At 58.6% G+C, this 21,742-nt stretch carries 19 protein-coding genes; 12 read left to right on the top strand and 7 right to left on the bottom strand.

The genetic code is table 11. From position 1 onward, the window contains the following. The first annotated feature begins 272 nt into the window (after positions 1–272). The gene (gene groL, locus QP442_RS00690) at positions 273–1,898 is read left to right on the top strand and encodes a chaperonin GroEL (RefSeq protein ID WP_103632690.1); all 1,626 of its coding nucleotides are present in this window, start codon (positions 273–275) and stop codon (positions 1,896–1,898) included. 217 nt (positions 1,899–2,115) lie between these two features. Here groL and QP442_RS00685 read toward each other — a convergent pair whose 3' ends face one another. From QP442_RS00685 to QP442_RS00670, 4 genes are all read right to left on the bottom strand, one after another. Then, complete coding sequence (locus tag QP442_RS00685; protein WP_006680827.1) at positions 2,116–2,409, bottom strand: WXG100 family type VII secretion target; 294 nt, start codon at positions 2,407–2,409, stop codon at positions 2,116–2,118. 141 nt (positions 2,410–2,550) lie between these two features. Beyond that, complete coding sequence (locus QP442_RS00680; protein ID WP_103632691.1) at positions 2,551–3,507, bottom strand: HD domain-containing protein; 957 nt, start codon at positions 3,505–3,507, stop codon at positions 2,551–2,553. A gap of 167 nt (positions 3,508–3,674) precedes the next feature. Then, positions 3,675–5,207, bottom strand: coding sequence for a sensor histidine kinase (locus QP442_RS00675; protein WP_103632692.1), 1,533 nt, complete (start codon positions 5,205–5,207; stop codon positions 3,675–3,677). Between the two features lie 7 nt (positions 5,208–5,214). Beyond that, positions 5,215–5,925: a response regulator transcription factor gene (locus QP442_RS00670; protein WP_040318511.1), complete on the bottom strand. Its 711-nt coding sequence runs from the start codon at positions 5,923–5,925 to the stop codon at positions 5,215–5,217. A gap of 189 nt (positions 5,926–6,114) precedes the next feature. Between QP442_RS00670 and QP442_RS00665 the strand changes: the two genes are divergently transcribed. The 6 genes from QP442_RS00665 (at position 6,115) to QP442_RS00640 (ending at position 12,569) form a co-directional block, all read left to right on the top strand. Beyond that, positions 6,115–6,585: a PH domain-containing protein gene (locus QP442_RS00665; protein WP_219810945.1), complete on the top strand. Its 471-nt coding sequence runs from the start codon at positions 6,115–6,117 to the stop codon at positions 6,583–6,585. Further along, complete coding sequence (locus QP442_RS00660; RefSeq protein WP_103632693.1) at positions 6,582–8,255, top strand: PH domain-containing protein; 1,674 nt, start codon at positions 6,582–6,584, stop codon at positions 8,253–8,255. The genes QP442_RS00665 and QP442_RS00660 overlap by 4 nt, the downstream gene beginning before the upstream one ends. Before the next feature lie 145 nt (positions 8,256–8,400). After that, positions 8,401–9,312: a Rossmann-like and DUF2520 domain-containing protein gene (locus QP442_RS00655; protein WP_103632694.1), complete on the top strand. Its 912-nt coding sequence runs from the start codon at positions 8,401–8,403 to the stop codon at positions 9,310–9,312. Positions 9,313–9,426: 114 nt separating this feature from the next. Continuing rightward, positions 9,427–10,359 carry a pantoate--beta-alanine ligase gene (panC, locus tag QP442_RS00650; protein ID WP_040318365.1) on the top strand — a complete coding sequence of 311 codons (933 nt, stop codon included), beginning with the start codon at positions 9,427–9,429 and terminating at the stop codon, positions 10,357–10,359. Positions 10,360–10,363: 4 nt separating this feature from the next. After that, complete coding sequence (gene panD / locus QP442_RS00645) at positions 10,364–10,786, top strand: aspartate 1-decarboxylase (protein ID WP_442953365.1); 423 nt, start codon at positions 10,364–10,366, stop codon at positions 10,784–10,786. Between the two features lie 190 nt (positions 10,787–10,976). Then, positions 10,977–12,569: a lysine--tRNA ligase gene (locus QP442_RS00640; RefSeq protein WP_040318366.1), complete on the top strand. Its 1,593-nt coding sequence runs from the start codon at positions 10,977–10,979 to the stop codon at positions 12,567–12,569. Between the two features lie 171 nt (positions 12,570–12,740). On the opposite strand, the gene QP442_RS00635 is transcribed toward QP442_RS00640, so the two are convergent. After that, a complete protein-coding gene (locus QP442_RS00635) occupies positions 12,741–13,691 on the bottom strand; it encodes a sugar-binding transcriptional regulator (protein ID WP_040318513.1) in 951 nt (316 codons plus the stop codon). A gap of 433 nt (positions 13,692–14,124) precedes the next feature. Here QP442_RS00635 and QP442_RS00630 point away from each other — a divergent pair, with 433 nt between their 5' ends. The 3 genes from QP442_RS00630 to QP442_RS00620 all read left to right on the top strand — a co-directional run bounded on the left by QP442_RS00630 (position 14,125) and on the right by QP442_RS00620 (position 17,227). After that, positions 14,125–14,907, top strand: coding sequence for an MIP/aquaporin family protein (locus tag QP442_RS00630; RefSeq protein ID WP_006680838.1), 783 nt, complete (start codon positions 14,125–14,127; stop codon positions 14,905–14,907). Positions 14,908–15,014: 107 nt separating this feature from the next. After that, positions 15,015–16,541 (top strand): glycerol kinase GlpK, encoded by a 1,527-nt coding sequence (glpK, locus tag QP442_RS00625; RefSeq protein WP_006680839.1) that lies wholly within the window; start codon positions 15,015–15,017, stop codon positions 16,539–16,541. Positions 16,542–16,648: 107 nt separating this feature from the next. Then, positions 16,649–17,227, top strand: coding sequence for an NYN domain-containing protein (locus QP442_RS00620; RefSeq protein WP_006680840.1), 579 nt, complete (start codon positions 16,649–16,651; stop codon positions 17,225–17,227). A gap of 171 nt (positions 17,228–17,398) precedes the next feature. Here QP442_RS00620 and QP442_RS00615 read toward each other — a convergent pair whose 3' ends face one another. Further along, positions 17,399–18,115 carry a PspA/IM30 family protein gene (locus QP442_RS00615; protein WP_103632696.1) on the bottom strand — a complete coding sequence of 239 codons (717 nt, stop codon included), beginning with the start codon at positions 18,113–18,115 and terminating at the stop codon, positions 17,399–17,401. Between the two features lie 172 nt (positions 18,116–18,287). Continuing rightward, on the bottom strand, positions 18,288–20,345 hold the full coding sequence (locus QP442_RS00610; RefSeq protein ID WP_285069507.1) for a TPM domain-containing protein: 2,058 nt from the start codon (positions 20,343–20,345) through the stop codon (positions 18,288–18,290). Between the two features lie 164 nt (positions 20,346–20,509). Between QP442_RS00610 and QP442_RS00605 the strand changes: the two genes are divergently transcribed. After that, positions 20,510–20,887: a cold-shock protein gene (locus tag QP442_RS00605; protein WP_006680843.1), complete on the top strand. Its 378-nt coding sequence runs from the start codon at positions 20,510–20,512 to the stop codon at positions 20,885–20,887. Beyond that, positions 20,880–21,740 carry a DUF3027 domain-containing protein gene (locus QP442_RS00600; protein WP_006680844.1) on the top strand — a complete coding sequence of 287 codons (861 nt, stop codon included), beginning with the start codon at positions 20,880–20,882 and terminating at the stop codon, positions 21,738–21,740. The genes QP442_RS00605 and QP442_RS00600 overlap by 8 nt, the downstream gene beginning before the upstream one ends. The last annotated feature ends 2 nt before the right edge of the window (positions 21,741–21,742 follow it).

The following is a 21,742-nucleotide window of genomic DNA, read 5'->3' as shown; positions in this document are numbered from 1 at the left end:
TTCGCGCTCTAGGCGCGAACGCGACACTAGCAGGAGTGGCCAGTCGAAAATCGACTGGCCACTTTGCTGTTTGCGCCCACAGCGAACCCCGTTTGCCTCGTCTTGCACTCGAAAGGGGAGAGTGCCAAACTTGAGTTAGCACTCGCCACGGCAGAGTGATAAAACCAGCGGGAAGGTGAGGGGCGTTCGGCATCTGGAAAGGCCAGATGAACAGCGTTCCGTCCGTCGCGGGCACCATCCCCAATCCGCACCGCGGAAGGAAATACACACCAATGGCAAAGATCATTCACTTCGACGAGGACGCACGTCGCGGCATGGAACGTGGCCTGAACCTCCTCGCTGATACTGTCAAGGTCACCCTCGGCCCCAAGGGTCGCAACGTTGTTCTCGACAAGAAGTGGGGCGCCCCCACCATCACCAAGGACGGCGTCTCTGTCGCAAAGGAAATCGACCTTGAGGATCCGTTCGAGCGCATTGGCGCCGAACTGGTGAAGGAAGTTGCTAAGAAGACCGACGACGTTGCAGGTGACGGCACGACCACCGCAACCGTTCTCGCTCAGGCGCTCGTCCGTGAAGGCCTCCGTAACGTTGCAGCCGGCTCGAACCCGATCGCTCTCAAGCGCGGTATTGACCAGGCTGTCTCCGCTATCGTCGAACAACTCCACAAGGACTCCAAGCCTGTCGAAACGACCGAGCAGATCGCAGCAACCGCTTCGATCTCCGCTAACGATCTGGCCATCGGCCAGCTGATCGCTCAGGCATTCGAGAAGGTCGGCGCAGAAGGCGTCGTCACCGTCGAAGAAACCAACTCCTTCGATACCACCCTCGAAACCACCGAAGGTATGCGTTTCGACAAGGGCTTCCTGTCCGCCTACTTCGTCACTGACACCGAGCGTCAGGAAGCCGTCCTCGAGGACGCCTACGTACTCCTTATGGACTCGAAGATCTCGAACGTCAAGGACATCGTCCCCGTTCTCGAGAAGGTCATGCAGACCGGCAAGCCCCTGCTGATCGTCGCCGAAGATGTCGAGGGCGAAGCTCTGGCAACCCTCGTCGTCAACAAGATCCGTGGCACCTTCAAGTCCATCGCCGTCAAGGCACCGGGCTTCGGCGACCGTCGCAAGGCAATGCTCCAGGACATGGCGATCCTGACCGGTGGCCAGGTCATCTCCGAAACCGTTGGCCTTTCCCTTGAAAACGCTGATCTTGAACTGCTTGGTCGCGCACGCAAGGTCGTAGTCTCCAAGGACGAAACCACCATCGTCGAAGGCGCTGGCGAAAAGGAACTGATCGACGCTCGCGTCCGTCAGATCCGCCAGGAGATCGACAACACCGACTCCGACTACGACCGCGAGAAGCTCCAGGAACGCCTCGCCAAGCTCTCCGGTGGCGTTGCCGTCATCAAGTCCGGCGCTGCAACCGAGGTCGAACTCAAGGAACGTAAGCACCGCATCGAAGACGCAGTGCGTAATGCTCGCGCAGCCTCCGAAGAGGGCCTCGTCGCCGGTGGTGGCGTTGCTCTGATCCAGGCCGCTGACCGCGCACTGGCAACCCTCGAAGGCCTGCCCGGCGATGAAGCAACCGGCGTGAACATCGTCCGCGTCGCAATCTCCGCTCCGCTCAAGCAGATCGCTGAGAACGCTGGCTTCGAAGGTGGCGTTGTCGCAGACCGTGTCGCAGCAATGGAACCGGGTCACGGCCTGAACGCAGCAACCGGCGAATATGGCGACCTGATGGCAGCTGGCATCTCTGACCCGGTGAAGGTCACCCGCTCTGCTCTGCAGAACGCTGCTTCGATTGCAGGCATGTTCCTGACCACCGAAGCTGTCGTAGCCGACAAGCCTGAACCCCCGGCACCGGCCGGTGGCGAAGACGCCGGCATGGGTGGCATGTACTGAGCCACTGATGCCCGCGCGCGTCTCGCGTAGCTGAAAACAACCGGGGCCGACCCTTCGATGAGGGTCGGCCCCGACTGTCTCTTCAGACTAGTCGAGCAAGTGGTATCAGGCGTGTCTTTGGAACCATCGGCATTACTCAGGCGTCTGATGTTGGCACCTGGAGCAAACGCCAGTAGACAAGCCCATCAGACGCTTCCGTGAGAGCGTGAAATATGGCTTATGCGCCCACAAAAAGGCCTGCGCTCGCGGCCTCGGCGTCTTCGTAGCTTTGGGCTGCAATCTGCATATGAGATCCGATCGTGTCCAAAGATGCTTCGACCTGCGCTTGTGTGGCTTGCCAGGAAGCGACGCATGTCTGAAAATTTGCTTGCGCAGCGCCTGTCCATGAGCCTTCCAAGGCCTGTAGGTCTGCGAGCATCGTCTGAATCTGCGAACGGATTTCGTTGCTGAGGACACTGACGCGCATAGCGCTCGCTGAGATTTGCGAAGAATCGACGGTGAAAACTGCCATGAGAATCCCTTTCCAATCGTGGTGACGCACATTGAAAAATGGTGCGTACGCCCACGCTAGGAAAGAAAGGACGAAGCAGAAACCGGGCGAGCGCTCAATTGTGGATAAGTGTCACCCACACACAATGTGGATAAGTCTGGCTTATGCCGGGTTTGCCGGCAGATCCATTGCTTCGATCGCGCTTTCAAGGGACGACGTTGTTTCATCGTCTTCTGGAGCGATAGGCTCTGTAGGAATGACGATCTTCGGCAGGGTGCCGGTCATCGTGAGTTCGTCTGCCGGAGTTTCGACCGTAGCAACGTTCTTCTTCAGATGGCGTCGCTTTAAGATGATGGTGCCGGTTGTGGTGAGATCCTCTTCGGGGGTGTCGTCGGAATCATCCGTGTCGTCGGCATCGTCATTGTTGTCACCGCACTGGCAGAGTGCGGAGTTGATTTTTGCTAGTTCGACTTCCAGGTTGAAACGGGCGGCGTCTTCCCACGCGCTTCCCAGTGGTGACTGGTAGAGCGGGTCGTAGGACAGGAGCTTGATAATCAGTGCGCGGCGTGCTTTGAGGAAGGGAGTTTCTTCCAGGTCGGCGAGTTCGTTGCGTAGCTTCTCGCGGTACTTCTTGTATTCCTGTGGGCTTCCGGCCAGCAGTGCGAGGTCGGCATCCACCAGTACCTGGGCGTCCACATCGTCACGCGGTGCGCGGTGCTTGGCGAGGTATCCGATGAGTTCACCGATACGGTTTGTCACGTCTTCGCTGACGCCGAGCGATTCCATGTGCTCGGCGGTGTTGGCGACGCATTCGTTGACGGTCGCCTGCGGGTCGATGCCCTTGAGTTTCACCGCGATGCAACGGTTGAGGGTTGCCCCTCTGTACCATGCGGCGACGCGGAGGACGTCTGGGTCGTGCGTGGTTGCAGAGAGCTCATCGATGCGCGTAAGAACGTTAATCAGATGATGCAGGTTATGCAGAGCCAGGCGCTCGTCGGACCATTCTTCGACAAGTGCGTGCGCTTCTTGAGTTAGTCGGTCAACCGAGGCGGTTGTGCCGAGTTCAATCATGGCGTCAGTAAACGAGCTGATAAGCCATTGTGGTGCTCCAGCACCCATACGCTCACTCCTGTTTTAGGGATATGCCGAAATCATACTCAGGGGATAGGAATAAGGCATTTTCGGTGGCCTACGTCTCATTGTGGATTGAGGGGGCCTGCGCGTTCTCGAAGTGAAAGAAGCGCGTGACAGGCGCGCTGGGTGCGTGGGGCCTACCGGTCTGGATGCTACTTTTCTACGTCGGTGGGGCTGATGGCTGGTGTATCCGGGTTCGTGTCCGTGGGGGAGTAGAGGAGCGGGAGTTCAATGCGGGCGGTCAGTCCGCCTCCTTTAGTTTTGCTCAGTGTGGCGTTGCCGCGGTGGGCATTGATGATGCCGGCGATGATGGCAAGACCAAGGCCGGAGCCTCCCTGTGTGCGAGCACGTGACGTGTCGGCGCGGTAGAAGCGTTCGAAGACTCGCGATTGGTCTGCTTCTGCGATGCCGGGACCGTGGTCGCGGAATTCGACGACAGCCGTGTCTCCTGTTTTGCCGAGTGCGATTTCGACGGGTGAGCCCGCGGGGGTGTAACGGACGATATTGCCAATGAGGTTGGTGAATACCTGCGATATGCGGTCGCGGTCGGCTTGCGTCACCAGTGTCATGGGTGGTTTGTGTCCGCTGAGAGACGTCAGGGCAACGGAACGAGTGGGGTCCAGTGCCTGCAGGTCAAATACGGCGTTACCGGCAAGTTTCACCAAGTCGATATCGGTGATTTCAAGGGGGCGTCCCTCGTCCAAGCGAGCCAGGGTCAGCAGGTCTTCGACCAGTGAGGCCATGCGCGTTGATTCTGATTGGATGCGTCCCATGACTTCGTCGACGCGTTCATCGGGAACGCCACCCATGGAGTAGAGCTCGCAGTAGCCGGAGATCGCGGCTAGTGGCGTGCGTAGTTCGTGGGATGCATCAGACACGAAGCGACGGATCTTCTGTTCTGACACTTGTCGAGCGTGGAATGATTGCTCAACCTGGGTCAGCATCGCGTTGAGCGACAGGGACAGAGATCCGACTTCGGTGCTTCCCGGTTGGGAAGGAACGCGTTGTGTGAGGTCGCCGGCCGCAATCTTGCCCGCGGTCGATTCGATTTCTCTCAGGGGAAGCAGGGAACGGCGAACCAAAGTGTGGCCCAGGAATGCGCCGACGAAGACGATGACAACACCGGCGATCGAGAAGTAGGTGCCCGTGGTGCGCAGGGTGCGTTGAACGTCTGTCAGAGGAAGAGCGATCGTCATGGTGCCCAGGGGCGTGTTTGCCGTGGAGGACGCATAGAACGGGAAAGCGACCGCGCGCCAGTTGGAGCCCAGTTTAGTCGAGGGCACGGTAATGGGGTTAGTGATCTCGTCGGAGGTTTCCGAAATCTGCGCAGTTGCAAGCAGATCCGGGATCACGGGTGTTCCCGATGTTTCCAACGTTCCCGGGTAGTAGTAGGTCGTATCGTCGCCGCTTATGGAGCGTGCGTGAATGTAATACAGGGTTGGTAGACCCGAGGTGCCGTCTTTAATCGACGTGTTTTCGCCTCGAATGAAAGAGCTCGCCGTGACGCGCAACTGTTCGTCAATCTGAGACACCAGATGGCGTTGCAGGAGGCCTACCATGACCGTTCCAGACATGATCAGCCCCAGAGCCAACAGGGTTGTAATCAGGGTGACCAGCTGAGTAGAGAGGGGACGACGTTCCCAAAAAGTACGCAGGTGGCCAAGCGGTCCCGAGGAGCTACTCATGTATTCCTCAGTCGTCGGCGCGCAGGATGTATCCGACACCGCGCTTGGTGTGGATCAGTTCGCCGCCCGCACCTTCGACTGCCAACTTGCGACGCAGGTAGGAGATATACGATTCGACGATCGCAACTTCTCCACCCCAGTCGTATTCCCACACGTGATCCAAGATCTGCATCTTCGACACGACGCGTCCCTCATTGATCACCAGGTAGCGAAGAAGCTTGAACTCTGTGGGGGACAGGTCGATTTCGACGCCCGCACGGCTGACCTCGTGCGCATCCTCGTCAATGATCAGGTCGCCGACGCGGAGCTTGCCATCGTCTTCGTCGGAGCCGATGGTGCGTCGCAAGATGGCGCGGATACGGGCAACGACCTCTTCAAGGCCAAAGGGCTTAGTAACGTAGTCGTCGCCACCGACAGTCAGACCCTGGATCTTGTCGCGCATATCGTCGCGTGCGGTCAGGAATAGAACGGGGACTGTCGCTCCTGCTTCGCGCAGGCGACGGGTCACGGTGAATCCGTCCATGTCTGGCAACATGACGTCCAAAACGATCAGGTCAGGGGCCTCGTCCATGGCGATACGGTAGGCGGAGTGGCCATCTTCCGCGGTCAGGACATCGAATCCGGCAAAACGAAGTGATGATGCCAGAAGGTCGCGAATATTCGGCTCGTCGTCAACGACGAGCAGGCGAGCTTCTTCCTCAGTGCCTGTGCGTGTCATATCCATAGTGTGACTGATATTTCTGAATGTTTCCTGAATGGTTTGCGAGAGTCGCATGTGTGCGTATAAAAGCCCGTTTCTGTGCCACACCATTTACTCAGCACTTATCAACGACCTGTGTATATGGCACGATAGAACTCCAAGAACACACATGAGGGAACCCCGAAAGGACCAGCGATGCTCGATCCAATGAGCCCACCCGATGTGGAGTTCCACTCCGTATCGCCCAAGCTTGCCCAGGTCCGCATCATCACGACGATTCTGACGTTCCTGCCTCTGCTCGCCGGCGGAGTCGCGCTCGCGGTTCTCGTTTCGAAGTGGTGGTGGATCGGATTCGCGGTTGTTGTCATCATGATGGTCTGGTCGCTGGCGATTATTCACCGTCAGGTTCGCGCGATGGCATTTGGCACGGGCGATGACGATTTTTTGATCCGCAAGGGCATTATGTTCCGTCGTCTGACGTTGATTCCTTACGGTCGTATTCAGTATGTGGAACTCTCTGAAGGTCCAATTGCTCGCCACTACGGCATCGCAGAGCTGAAGATTCATACGGCGTCCGCATCGACGGATGCGACGTTGAACGGTGTTCCGGTTGCTGAAGCCGCTCGCCTTCGCGACATGCTTGCCGAGCGTGGCACGGCGGAATTGGCTGGCCTGTGAATAAATCGAATGAATCCGCCCCTTTGCGCGCCACGCAGGGCGGTGTCTCCGACGAGCAGTGGCGCAAACTGCACCCGGCATCTCCGATTATCCATGCGTGGAAGGCGATCGTGGCTCTGCTTGCGGTTGTCACCTATCAGAATTTCGACACGGTTGCCGATATTGCGAATTCTGATTTTGTTCGCCATCAGACGCTCTCGCTGGTCGTTGGTGTCATTGTCGGTTCGGCCTTCTTGATTTTTCTTGCGATCGCGCTGTTTTCGTACTTCTCGTGGAAGTTCACGTCTTTCGCCGTTGTCGACGAAGGCGTGTATTACCGCGCTGGCATCTTCGTGAAAACGTTGAAGCACGCTCGCCTGGATCGCATTCAGGCGGTCGATATTCATCATCCGTTGCTGGGGCGTATTTTCGGCTTAGGCAAGATCAACATTGAGGTTGCCGGTGGCGGACAGTCGAATGTTGAATTCGGTTTCCTTAAAACACAGGAATTGGATGATGTGCGCGCTGAAATCTTGGCGCGCGCTGCCGGCGTCTACTCTTCGCCAACTTCCGCTTCTGTGGAGGATGCGCCTCAGTCTGATTCCGCCATCGGATCGGGGGACGAGGCCGGCTCCATCGATCAGACACCGTCATCGGAACAGGCCGGTGCCTTGGTTCCTCAGCGTCCGGTGGTCGCTCCCGAACGAGTCCTGTACACGGTTCCTGTGGGCAGGCTTGTTGCTTCGCTGGTGACGAATATGGGCATGATCATTGCGATCCTGGTTGTGCTTGCCATCTTGGTCATGTCGGTTGTTTTGCTGATCAAAGTCGGAATTGAGGGGACGGCGGGTATCTTCTCTGGTTTTGCAGGTATTATTGCTGCCGTCGCTGCAATCTGGAGTCGTTTCGCAGGCGAATTTAACTTCACTGCAGCCGTTTCCCCGGATGGTATTCGCACTCGTTCGGGTCTTCTGGAAACCCGTAATCAGACGATTCCGCCACGTCGTGTCCACGCTGTTCTTGTTCAACAGCCGTGGCTTTGGCGTCGCTTCGGCTGGTATCGCGTGAAGATCACGCAGGCTGGCTACGGTGGCAAAACCGATAGTGATAAGTCTCAGCGTTCCGCTGACGTTCTTTTGCCGGTGGGCACTCGCGCTGACGCGGAGCTTGCTCTGTGGCTGGTGATCCGTGACTTGGGTGTGACTGACCCCGTTGCTTTCATCGAAGCTGCTTTGAATGGAACGCGCGAAGGGCAAGGATTCCTTCCCGTTCCGATGCGTGCGCGCCTGTTTGATTGGTTCTCTTACAAGCGTCGCGCAGTCGCGCTGACGGATACGTGCTTTGTGATCCGCAAGGGCTGGCTGACCTGGCAGACCGGTTTCATACCCGTGGAACGGATTCAATCCCTGGCGATCATTCAAGGTCCGTGGGAGAAAAGGCGCCAGCTGGTTGATGTGAATGCTTCCATCGTTCCAGGTAGTGCCCCAGAGTTGGCAGGCCACATTGATGAGGAAGCCGGCGTTGCCTTGCTTGAAGAGCTCCGTGCGAAGTCTCAGCTGAAGCGTGCCAGCGAGCCCGCGGAACACTGGATGCTGCGCGTCACGAAGGGTCTTGACGCCCGTCAGGATGATCAGAGCGTCTACGCGCCACAGGATGACCCCTCGTGTGAAAGCAGCGTTGACCGTAGGTGAAGATAACTTCGATTGTGATCGCGCCGATGTTCAGCTGGAAGCCGATGAATCGAGCGCGGCCTCGTCGATCGAATAACGGCGGGCGAATATCGACTACCGTTGAAGACGCGCGCCCGCGCACACCATCTACTCAAGGCGGCACATTGTGAGTGAGCAACCAGGCAGGCTTGACGTCGGACTCATCGGCATGGGGACGGTCGGTCCTGTCATCGCTTCCGCTCTACGTTCCGTGGGGCATCGAATCGCCGGCGTCGTCGCGCACACGGACGCTGAGCGTGAGCGTGCGGAGATGATGCTCCCGGGCGTGGCGATCATGGATGAAACCGAGGTAATTGCCGCATCGGGCTTGGTGATTCTGGCCGTTCCCGACGGAGAAATCGAGCCTCTGGTCAAGGGCCTTGCCGACATGGGCGCGTGGAAAATGGGGCAGATCGTCTGTCATCTGGCCGGTCCGTTTGGAACCGGGATTCTGGCGCCCGCGCAGGCGAATGGCGCGATTCCGACCGCGATTTACCCCGTTATGACATTCACGGGTATGAGCCTTGATATTCCGCGTCTGTCGGGTACTCCGTTTGCTGTCAGCGCGCCCGCACCTTTCTTGCCGATCGCGCAGGCGCTGGTTGTGGAAATGGGTGGTGAACCCATCGTTGTCGACGAAGATGCTCGCCCGGCAGTCCACGCGGCGCTCACGCTTGGCACGCTTGGGATCGTGACGGCGGTCGTCCAGTCGTTGGCTGGTCTTGAACGTGCTGGGATTGAGGACCCCGCCCTCTTCGCTTCTTCGCTTCTGGCTGGAACGGCAGAAAAAGCGCTGTCTGAAATTGAGCGGGCTTTTGCGGCTCCGATTGCGAACGGCGATACGCAGGTCATTGCTGAACATGTGAAAGCGCTGGCTGGCCTGCTCGCATCCGACGGTGATCGTGATGCTGGGGGTGATTTCGCGGATATCTACCGCGCGCGTGCGCATCAGGCGACCGACATCCTCTATCGACGAGGCCACCTGAGTGATCGAGCGTGCGACTCGATTAAAACGGCGTTGATGGAAGGCGGGCTCTGACGCTGGTTGTCCGCGTCGTGTTGGCGCAGAATTGGCAGTGCGTCAGTCAGAAACGTGGGGGAATACTCGCCCTTAGAGGTCGCATATGAGTCTGCCTACTACGACAATGGAAGTATGACGAAACGACCAGTGCTCACTCATACGCGTGAAGAACTTGCCGCAGCGCTGAAGCCATTGACCGGCTCGCGTGCTCTGGTGATGACGATGGGCGCCCTGCATTCGGGGCATTTGGAGCTGGTCAAACAGGCGAAGGCGCACGGTGACCACGTCATCGTCACGATTTTCGTGAACCCCACGCAGTTTGCTCCGGGTGAGGACTATGACGCCTACCCGCGCACGCTCGAAGCGGACATGGACGCGCTTGAAACCGTGGGCGCGGATGTCGTGTGGGCGCCGAGCCCCGAAGATGCCTACCCCGAGCCCGTCACCGTTTCGATTGATCCCGGTCCGATTGCTCGCGTCCTAGAAGGCAAGACTCGCCCGACCCACTTCGGTGGGGTTGCGCTGGTGTGCACGAAGGTCATGGGTCTCGTTTGCCCAGATGTTGCACTGTTCGGCGAAAAGGATGCTCAGCAACTTGCGATGTTGCGCCATGTGTTCCGCCAGCTCGACGTGCCGGTGACCGTGATCGGCGTTCCGATTGTGCGTGACGCCGACGGCGTTGCCCTGTCCAGTCGCAACCGCTACCTGTCCGACGAAGAGCGTGTCCGCGCTCGTGCTCTCAACCAGAGCTTGACGCTGGGTGTTGAAGCGGGTCGTGCGGGCGCACCTGCCACCCAGATTATTGACGTCATACGAGGCCACGTCGAGGCGACCGGCGATATCGACATTGATTACATCGCGCTGGTTGATGATGGAACCTTCGATATCCTGGGCGCCTACGGATCGGCAGAACTGACGTCGGCTGATTCCTTGCGTCCCGCAACCTTGAATCAGGCGGGGGAGCGCGAATACCGTCTGCTGCTCGCGGTCAAGGTTGGCGCCACGCGCCTGATCGACAATATGCCGTTTGTGGCGCCTGTTGAACAGGGGAATGCCGGTGAGTGAAATCATGCGCTCGATGATCCAGGGCAAGATCCACCGCGCCACCGTCACGGGTGCTGACCTGCACTACGTCGGTTCGATCACCATCGATGAGGAGCTGCTGGACGCGGCGAACATTGCGCCCGGGCAACAAGTCGACGTTGCAGACGTGAACAATGGCAATCGCCTGTCCACCTACACGATCGCCGGTCCGCGAGGCTCCGGTGTCATCCAGCTCAACGGCGCCGCTGCGCACCTCGTGAACCTCGGCGATCTGGTCATCATCATGGCCTACTGCCAGGTTCCAGAATCCATGGTGAAAGGCTGGGAGCCCGCCGTCGCATTCGTTGACGCTGACAACCATATTGTCGAGGTCGGGTCCTCAGCGGGGACGGTTCCAGAAGACTCTGATCGCGCTCGCGAACTCGGCCTGAAGTCGTCCGGCACGTAGTGCCTCTGTCCCTCCCCGCGTCCCTTTTTAAAACGGGCAACGGTGGCATAGGCATACGTTGAAGTGTCCGGCCTCGTCGATACGAGTGCCAAGGTGGAATAATCCGCGAACTGACGTTGTGCGATGTGGCACTGCACCCACTCGCGTTCCCTATGCGAAATGGGTGCGGTGATGCCGTTAAACTGGCAGGGTGACTGACGTGAATACAAACCCAGCTGCCCCGGAAAACGACGACGCCCCCGAACAGGTGCGTGTCCGCCAAGAAAAGCGCGAGCGCCTGCTTGCCGAAGGAGGCCAGGCCTACCCGGTCGTCCTGGCGATTACCACTTCGATCGCCGATGTTCGTGAAAAGTACGCTCACCTTGAAACCGGCGAAGAAACTCAGGACGAGGTCGGTATTGCCGGTCGCGTGATGCTTGCTCGCAACGGTGGCAAGCTCTGCTTCGCAACCCTGATGGATGGCGCCGGCAACCGTATTCAGGTCATGCTGTCGGCCGCAGAGGTCGGTTTGGATTCGCTGGCTCAGTACAAGACCGACGTGGACCTTGGTGACCACCTGTTCGTGCACGGTCGCGTCATTTCCTCGCGTCGTGGCGAACTGTCGATCATGGCATGCCCTGGCACCGCGCCCGCCGACCTGTTCACGCCCGGCATCAACGAAGGCGACCCGGTCCCCGCATGGCAGATCGCTGCAAAGGCGATCCGCCCGCTACCGAAGACCTACACCGGAGAAGACGGCACCGAAATGTCCCTGTCTGAGGACCTGCGTGTTCGTCGCCGCTACCTCGACATGATTGTTCGCCCGGCCGCCCGCGACATGGTGCGTATGCGCGCCAATGTTGTGAAGTCGCTACGCAACTACTTCGATGAAGCTGGCTTCATCGAGATCGAAACGCCGATGCTGCAGAACCTGCACGGTGGCGCGGCCGCACGCCCGTTTTCGACTCACATGAACGCCTACGACACCGAGCTGTTCCTGCGCATTGCGCCCGAGCTGTTCCTCAAGCGTGCGGTTGTCGGCGGCGTCGACAAGGTCTTCGAAATCAACCGCAACTTCCGTAATGAGGGCGCGGACTCTTCGCACAGCCCCGAATTTACGATGCTCGAGGCCTACGAAGCCTACGGTTCCTACGACACGATGGCTCGTCGCACCCGTGAGTTCATCCAGAAGGCGGCACGCGACGCCCTGGGCACCGAGGTCGTCACCCTGCCTGACGGTTCATCCTATGACCTTTCGGGTTCGTGGAAAGAAATCTCGATGTTCGAGGCCACGGCTGACGCTCTTGGTCGTGAGTTCACGGTGAATACTCCGCTGGACGAACTGGTGAAGATCGCCGAAGAACTCGGTGAAGACGTTGCTGACCACTGGGGTCCCGGTAAGGTCGCAGAGGTTATCTTCGAAGTCGCTGTAGGTGACAAGCTGTATGCGCCGACCTTCGTGCGCGACTACCCCGAAGACTCCAGCCCGCTGACCCGCGGACACCGTTCCAAGCCGGGCATCGTCGAGAAGTGGGACCTGTACGTCCGAGGCTTCGAACTGGCGACAGCCTACTCCGAACTCGTCGACCCGGTCATCCAGCGCGAGCGTTTCGAAGCGCAGGCGCTTGTTGCGGCAAAGGGTGACCCGGAAGCAATGGTCTTGGACGAAGACTTCCTGATGGCCATGGAGTACGGTATGCCACCGGCAGGTGGCATGGGTATGGGCCTTGACCGCCTGCTGATGGCTCTGACCGGTCAGGGTATCCGTGAGACCATCACGTTCCCGCTGGTCAAGAAGCTCTGAGCATTCCCGGACCGGCCTCTTGAACGTTGTCATTGATGGGCTTCGTGCGCAGATCGCCTAGAACACGTCCTTGTCAACCGGAGTGTGGTGTCTGCTTGGATAAAGAAAAGTGGAGTTCACGATTGTTGTGAGCTCCACTTTTCTTTGGTTTTTGGCTGGGTATGATCTGGCTTAGCGCCTAGGGGCGAGGCCACGCGCCTGCGCCGCGCGAGTGCGAACCAGATCAAGCAGTTCGCGTGCCACGCCATCGTCAAGGACGAGGTCGGTGGCGACGTGTGCGCGCAGCGCGCCAAGTAGCGGGAGCGCCTTCGAGGCACCAGCTACGACGCAGAGGCGACGCGGGATCTTGCGGAGAGTCTCTGGGCTGGGCCCGGAAGCTCGGCTGTTGAGTTCCATGTCTGTTGAGCCGTCTTCGCGCAGGAGGACGGTGCAGACGTCGCCGACAACGCCGTCCTTCTGGGCCATTGCGATTTCTTCAGTGTCCAGGAAGCCACCCGAATAAACGTGGGAGGGCAAGCGTGCCGAAAGTGAGCCGACGCCGAACAGAGCGATATCGCAGTCGTCAATCGTCTTCAACACGGTCTGAACCGAGCGCTCGCGCCAGAGCTGCTTCTTTGTCTCTGCGTAGTCGAAGAACGTGGGAACGGGGAAGTGGACCATGCGTCCGCCCATTGCGCGCGCTGCGCGGGAAATAATCGCGTCTGCGTACGGCATGCCGGACTCGGTAGCGGTCGCGGCCCCGTTGAGCTGGACGACGGTCGATCCGGGGAAGTTGACGCGTGGCATACAACGGGTGATCTCTGAGGTCGTGTTGCCCCATGCGATGCCAAGGGTGACACCGGGTTTGAGCATGTCGACCAGACGTTCCGCCGCGACAAGCGAGACGTTATGAAGTCGGTTGACTTCGGTGTGGACGTCATGGACCGGAACAACGGACGTCTGTACGCCGAAGATTTCAGAAATTTGACCGGCAAGGGTTCCTTTGTGTCCTGGAGCGGCGCTCACTGAGATGCGAACCAAGCCGGTGTCGCGCGCGTAGGACAGTAAACGAGAGACCGAGGAGCGTGATACGCCAAGGTGGCGTGCGATCGTCTCCATGGTCTGGCCTTGGAGGTAATACATTGATGCGGCTTCATGAGCCTGTTCGTCACGAATCGTCACGTGTCATAGTCTGCCATGCACAGGCGTGCAGGTCTAACTGTTGAATGTCCAATCCTTTGGGAGACTGTGCGATTTGGTGAGCGTGCACACATTGGAGAGGTAAGTGTCCCCTCAGATGCACGGTTGTGCACAGGGGCAGGTTCGATGTGCAAACGCTGTCATACTGTGTGGTGTCCAGGTGAAGACATCACAGGTCAGCGCGGGTTTGTTCTGCGACCGCAAAGTGCTCACGAGCGGTCCTGCGAAACAAGCGGAGTCTTGAAAAAGAATTCGTATGTGACGCGGTAGACTTTTCGCACTTGGCGTGATCAGTCCTGTCTCGCTAAAGGAACCCTGCGGGTGGGAAACCGCCCGACAATTCGATGCAACGAAGCATCGAAGAAAGATTGGAAAAATGCTCGCAACACTTCTTCCTCTTGCGCCGCATGAACTCACTGCCGGACATATCTTCATGTCTGAGTTCCTCGGTACAGCAGTCCTTCTCCTCCTCGGTGGTGGCGTCGTTGCTACCAACCTCCTGCCCAAGTCCAAGGGCAACGGCGGCGGTTGGCTCATGATTAACTGGGGATGGGGCCTCGCAGTTCTCGCAGGCGTCTACGTCGCATACGACTCGGGTGGCCACCTCAACCCTGCAGTCACCATTGCTAAGGCCGTCGGTCACATGATGGATTCGTCCGTCGAACTGGCCCCCGGCGTTGCCGTCACTGCAGCAAACGTTGGCATCTACTTAGCAGCTCAATTCCTCGGTGCATTCGTTGGTGCAATCCTCTGCTGGCTGACCTTCAAGCAGCACTTCGATGAAGATCTCGACCCGGCCCTCAAGCTCGGCGTCTTCTCGACCGCTCCCGAGATTCGCAACGGATTCTGGAACACCCTCACTGAGGCCATCGGCACCTTCGTCCTGATCCTCTGGGTCTTCGTCTCCGGCTACACCGAAACCGCGATTGGCCCGCTCGGCGTTGCACTGATCATCGTCGTCATCGGTAACTCGCTCGGTGGCCCCACCGGATACGCGATCAACCCGGCCCGTGACCTCGGCCCGCGTATTGCTCACGCAATTCTCCCGATCAAGGGTAAGGGTGGCTCCGACTGGGGCTACTCCTGGGTCCCGGTCGTCGGCCCGATCATCGGCGCCATCGTCGCAACACTCGTTGCATTCGGCTCCGGCTTGGCCTGAACCTAGAGCTTTGGCACTCTAACCTTGCGTGGGGTCCCAGGCGGACTCGTCTGGGACCCCACGTTTCTATCTGAAACACAAAGAAGTGAACAGAAGGGACATCAGTCATGTCTAATGAAAAATTCGTTCTCGCGATTGACCAGGGCACCACGTCCTCCCGTGCGATCGTCTTCAACCACTCCGGCGAAATCGTCTCGGTTGGTCAGAAGGAATTCACCCAGATCTTCCCGAACCCGGGCTGGGTTGAGCACGATCCCGTAGAGATTTGGGAATCGGTTCGCACCGTCGTCGCCGAGGCGCTTCAGAAGGCAGAAATCAACGCCACCCAACTTGCTGCTGTTGGCATCACTAACCAGCGTGAAACCACCATCGTGTGGGACAAGAACACCGGCGAGCCCGTCTACAACGCAATCGTCTGGCAGGACGCCCGTACTTCGGAAATCGTCCGTGGCGTCGCAGCAGGCGACCCGCTGGGTACCGAACGTTACCGCCAGATCACCGGCGAGAACATCTCAACCTACCCGTCCGCACCTCGCATTACCTGGATCCTCGACAACGTTGAGGGAGCACGTGAGAAGGCAGAGGCAGGCGACCTGCTTTTCGGCACCCCGGACACCTGGGTTCTCTGGAACCTGACCGGTGGCGTTAACGGTGGCGTCCACGCAACCGACGTGACCAACGCATCCCGTACCCTGCTGATGGACGTTCGTGAGCTCAAGTGGCGCGAAGACATCTGCGCCGACTTCCGCATCCCGCCGGCAATGCTCCCCGAGATCAAGGCATCCGCAGACACCTACGGCACCGGTCGCCCGAATGGTCTGCTCGCAGGCGTTCCGATCTCCGGCATCCTTGGTGACCAGCAGGCTGCAACCTTCGGTCAGGCCTGCTTCGAAAAGGGCACCGCGAAGAACACTTACGGCACCGGTTGCTTCACCCTGATGAACACGGGTGAAGAGCCCGTCTTCTCGACCAACGGTCTGCTGACGACCGTGCTGTACAAGCTTGGTGACGCCAAGCCGGTCTACGCGCTCGAAGGCTCCGTGGCAGTTGCAGGCTCGCTGGTTCAGTGGCTGCGTGACAACCTCGGGATGATCGAGAAGTCCTCCGAGATCGGAAAGCTCGCTCAGACCGTTGAAGACAATGGTGGCGTGTACTTCGTCCCGGCATTCTCCGGTCTGTTCGCACCGTACTGGAAGGACGACGCTCGCGGTGCGATCGTTGGCCTGACCCGCTACGTGAACAAGGGCCATATTGCCCGCGCAGTCGAAGAGTCGACCGCATTCCAGTCCGCAGAGCTCATTGATGCAATGAACGCCGATGCAGGCGTCCCGCTGAAGGAACTCAAGGTTGACGGTGGTATGACGGCTGACGATCTGCTCATGCAGTTCCAGGCTGACATCTCCGGCGTGGACGTCATCCGCCCGGTCGTTGCAGAGACGACCGCTCTGGGTGTTGCCTACGCAGCCGGTATCGCAGTCGGCTTCTGGAATGGCACAGACGATGTCATTGCCAACTGGCAGGAAGACAAGCGTTGGAAGCCGTCCATGGACACCGCAGAGCGCGATCGCACCTACCGCCTCTGGAAGAAGGCTGTTACCCGCACCTTCGACTGGGTTGACGAAGACGTGAAGTGATCTGCTCACGCACGTGAGTAGGTAGTTTCCACTCGATAGGGCGTTGCTCGGCACGATAGGTGTCGAGCAACGCCCTTTTCGCGTAATAATCTTTTACTCTTGACCCTATGGATAACTATTCATTTAACGAAGAAAAAACCTACTTGATCGTTGACGGCGAAAATATCGATGCCACTCTTGGTATGTCAGTGTTGGATCGTCGTCCGAATCAAGAAGAACGCCCGCGCTGGAATCGAGTCCTTGAACGCGCCGAAGAACACTGGGGAAGTGAAGCGAAGGGCCTCTTCTTCCTCAACGGTTCTTCCGGTTCGCTACCGATGGGATTCGTTCAAGCACTCATCGCCATGAACTACTCGGTGATCCCGCTTTCGGGTCCTGCCGACGTGAAGGTCGTTGACCTTGGTTTGCAGCGCACGATGGATGCGATCTCAGAGCTGGACTCGGGCTCGGTCATTCTTGCCAGCCATGACGCTGATTTCGCTCCTCAAGTTGAGCGTCTGCTGGATCAGGGACGTCGTGTCGCGATCCTCTGCTTCCGCGAATTCCTGTCGACCGCTTTCCATGAGCTGGAAGCCAAGGGCTTGGAGATCCTTGACCTCGAATACGATCTGCACGCATTCCAGGTAACTCTACCGCGACTGAGCATCATCGACGTCGACGACTTCAACCCGTTCGACTACCTGTAAAAACCGCCAGCCGGGCTGTTTGGGGCCTGTGCGTCAGTATGCCTGTGCCTGAGGCGATCAGGTGCCGGATAGTTCGTCAAACCTCAAACAGAAGTGGTGCGGGGCACTGCCCCACACCACTTCTGTTTGATTCAGCTACTCGCTGGTCGCAATGACGTTCGAGCTGAGCGATCAGTCCTTGTTCTTGAGCTCTGCCAGGCGCGCTTCGATTTCAATCTCGGAGGCGTCGGTTTCGAGTTCTTTAAACTGTGCGTCGAGGGACGAGGCCGCGACCTCTGCCTGACCCTGTGCCAGTGCTTCGGCGCGACGGACACGCTCTTCGTAGCGTGCGAGCTCTGACGTCGGATCGAGCACGTTGATAGATGCGACAGCGTCATTGACCTTGGTCTGTGCCTCTGCGGTCTTCTGCCGTGCCACCAGCTGATCGCGCTTGGACTTGAGTTCTTCGAGCTTGTCCTTCATCTGAGCAAGGCCGGTCTTGAGCTTCTCAACAACCTCGGTCTGTGAGGCGATGATTGGTTCTGCGTCCTTGGCTTCGCCTTCAAAGGTGATCTGCTTGCCGATCGCTGCCTTGGCGAGCTTGTCCCACTTGTCAGCGCCTGCAGCATCGCCGCCTGCACGCATTTCGTCTGCCTTCTGCGAAGCGGCCAGAGCCTTGCGACCCCAGTCAGCTGCTGCGACAACGTCTTCTTCGTGGTCTTTTTCTGCCAGACGCAGGTTGCCGACAGTCTGGGCGACTGCGGTTTCGGCTTCTGCGATGGAGTTCGTGTAGTCACGGATCAGCTGGTCAAGCATCTTTGCCGGATCTTCAGCGCGATCCAAGAGGGCATTGATGTTTGCTTTTGCGAGCTGGGAAATGCGACCGATGATGGACTGCTTTTCTGCCATTGTTCCTGTCCTTCGCTGGATGGATTGCGCGATTATCGCGTCACCTCCATTTTAGAGTGTGACACCGAATACTTCCTGTGAACGGACTGCATATCCGTTCGGTGTGAAGGTGGAGCCGAGATGGCTGGTGCCCTGCAGGGCATTCCTGCAAGGCACCAGCCATATGTTCAGATCAGAAGGAGCCGGAGCTACCGCCACCGAATCCGCCACCGCTTCCGCCGAAGCCTCCGCCAGAGAATTCGCCACCGGAGCTTCCTCCTTGCCCGAGGCTACGACCGACATCCATCAGGACAGACCACAGCAGGGCATTGCCAAGGCCGGTGTTATCGGTGAAGATTCCACCGCTTCTATTCGTGTGGTGTTTGAACTGATCAGCCTGCCTGTATGAGGGATCGTTTATCGGGGTTGACAGCACGGTAAGGGCCGCGCTACGCGCGCTCTTCGCCAGGGTCGTTGCCTGATCGGGGTCAGTTTGGACAAGTGCAACAGCCTGATCGAGTTCAGCCTTAGCCTCAGCGAGTTTGGAACGGACGTCCAACGGGATGACGCCCCGGCGTCCCTGAATGTAAGAGTCAGCTCGCGCGTACTGGGCTTGAGCGTCGGACACGGCGTTCCGTGCTGCCTGGACCTTGCGTTCTCTTGCGTCAGCCTGAGAACGAAGTGGTTCAAGCGCGGCGTCCAGCTGAGATTCGGCCAAACGTAGGTTTTCCAGCGCAGCCAGCGGGTCACCACTTCCTGTGCGTGCGCTTTGAGCCTCGGCTACAGCCTTCTGTGCTTCGGCAACAAGCGGTGCGAACGCTGCTGAGTCTGCCTTCAGGGTCGTCACGTCGGAAAGATCCGAGGTGATCGAAGCAATTGCCTTCGTCAGAACCTCGTTCGCGGCAGCGAGATCGTGCTTGGCGCTCATGATTGCCTCGGTCTGGTGTCCCGCCATCGCGAGTGCTCGGCGAGCAATATCGAGTTGCACCAGTGCTGCTGACGGATCAGAGGTTGCGAGGGAGGTTGCTTGGTTCGCAGCGACCGACGCTGAATCAAGGAGAGCGCGTGCCTGCTGAGGATTGTCCGTCAACGAGGCAACGGTCGTGGACGAGTACAGCGTCTGAAGGGCGGTGAGTTCAGCTTCCACGCTGGGCAACGCTGCGATTGCCTCAGAAATGCGCGTCTTCACGTCCGTGGCCTGCGTGGGAACGCTTGCCTCTTCATCGCGAAGCTGGCTGAATGCCTTCTGTTGCTCAACCAAAGCTGGCATGACCTGGTTCAACTCATGTTGCAGCGTAAGCGCAGCCTCGGTACGCGAACGAGAATCGGGGGCCTCGTTCATCGTTTGCTGGGCAGTAAATGCCTTCGCGATGCCCGCTTGAGCGGCAGAAAGTGCCTTCGCATATGCGTCGGTCTTCGTTTCACCGAACTGAGCGCGCGCGAAATCAAGCTCATCGGCGGCCGAACGTACCAGTTCGTCTGCCTGAAGGAGCAGAGTCGAAGATTGGTTGGTCAGGGCCAGTACCTGATCCTCGGTCAATGACGGAAGCTGATCGCCGGGTGCCCAAGGGCGGTCAGCGGTTGCCTTCGGAGCGGGGGTTGAAGTGCCCTTCGCCTTGTTGCGCTTCACGAAGAACACAATCAGTCCACCGATAACGACAAGGATGACAACGGTGCGGATCCACCTGAATCCCGACTTCTCGGAGGAAGGAGCGTCGGTCGACGAAGAGTGTGAAGAAGAGGACGAGGTTTGACCTGTCACGGTTGATGTCAACGTTGAAATAAAGGTTGTTGCTGCATCCGTCGTCGTATCAGCGTCCAGAGGATTCGATGCGGCAAGAACTTTCTTTGCTGCCGACGTTGCGCGCGTGATATCCGAATCGGTGACAAGTTGCTGATCAGCGTTGCCACACGTTGCGAACATGCGCTCTTCATAGGCAATCACGTAGATGATCGACTGATGTGACAATCCGGAGTTCAAACCCGAAGTCTTGCACCATTCAATTGGCTCAGCACCCGAAAAATCGGGAACCGTCACGAAATAAACCTGCAAACCGGCAGACCCGGCCTCGTCCGCGGAAGAGGATATTTCCGAAACGTGAGAGTCACTGAGCCAACCCGAGGGGTCGGTCACCGACGTTGAAATAGTGACAGGGGATGTGGCAAGTGCTGGCGCGCCAAGGTCTGCAATCAGGGCGATACCGACAACGGCACTGGCGCACGCACGCGAAACAGCGGAACGGAACGACATGGGGATCTCCTGACCTTTGAGCCGACCTGCAAGCGTTCAATAACTCGATGTTACCCGCCCCGTATTCATTTGGCGTTGAAAGCATGTAGCGCATTAAGGTGGCGGGCGCATTAGAATGACAGGACGAACGAAAACGAATGATTCCTAAAGGAAAGGGGAGCAACATGCCTACTGGCAAGGTGAAGTTCTTCGATGCTGATCGTGGCTTCGGCTTCATCGGCGGTGACGACGGTATGGAAGTATTCCTGCACGTTTCGGCGCTCCCCGAAGGAATTGAAACGGTGAAGCCGGGGACGCGCGTCGAGTACGGTGTCGCTGACGGACGCAAGGGTCCACAGGCACTGACTGTTCGCATCCTGACCCCAAAGAAGTCGCTTGCGGCGGCGCGTCACCGCAAGCCTGAAGCCATGGTCCCCGTGATTGAGGACCTCATCAAACTGCTCGATGCTTCCTCGACCAGCTTGCGTCGCGGAAAGTACCCCGAGAACGCGCCTCAGATCGCGAAGGTTCTTAAAGCAGTAGCCGAGGATTTCGATGCCTGACACACACGCTGGCGATACTGCGCCTGCACCCCAGACGCCCGCCAATGACACAACGGTGAAAACTTCGTCGCGCTCGCCTTCAACGCATAAGGGAGCGGTGCGCACCCCGAAGAAGGACGCGGTTCTTGCCCAAGCAGTCGACGTTGCTCGTGAATCCGCGAAGGCTGTTGCCCACCCGCGTCCCATCGGTGAACACCTTGGGTTCGTCATGGACTCAGAGCGCATCGGAACCCACTATTTCGCTTCCGCCGACGACGGCTATGTCGGTTGGGCGTGGGCAGTGACGGTTGCGCGCGTTCCGCGTTCGCGTCACGCGACCGTGTGTGAGGTCGACATGCTTCCTCGCGATGGTGCGTTGCTTGCTCCGCAGTGGATCCCGTGGGAAGACCGCCTGCGTCCAGGCGATTTGTCGCGCGACGATATCCTCCCCTACCAGGCAGAAGATGCCCGCCTTGAGCAGTCATTCCAAGATGTCGGCGAGGACATTGACTACCCGGAGCTGAAGGAAATCGGCTTGGGTCGCAAGCGCGTCCTGTCCGAAGAAGGCCGTAGTGCTGCCGTTGATCGCTGGTACAAGTCTGAGCAGGGACCGAAGTCGTCTCGCCCGCCACGTAACTCGTGCTCAACCTGTGGTTTCTTGGTGAAACTGTCGGGTTCGATGCGCACGGTGTTCGGTGTATGCGCCAACGAATGGGCTCCCGATGATGGTCGCGTGGTCAGCCTCGATCACACCTGCGGCGCACACTCGGAAACTGATGTTGCCAAGCAGGGAACCCAGTGGTCGGTTCGCCCGTCGCGTATTGACGACGGTGCACTGGACACCGAGAAAATGCCTGTGAATGTGACCCCGTAGGC

The organism is Pauljensenia sp. UMB1177, from assembly GCF_030217965.1.
Classification (GTDB): Bacteria; Actinomycetota; Actinomycetes; order Actinomycetales; family Actinomycetaceae; genus Pauljensenia; species Pauljensenia turicensis_A.
Note: the sequence above shows the minus strand (reverse complement) of the source record. Positions and strands in the feature narration are given on the sequence as shown.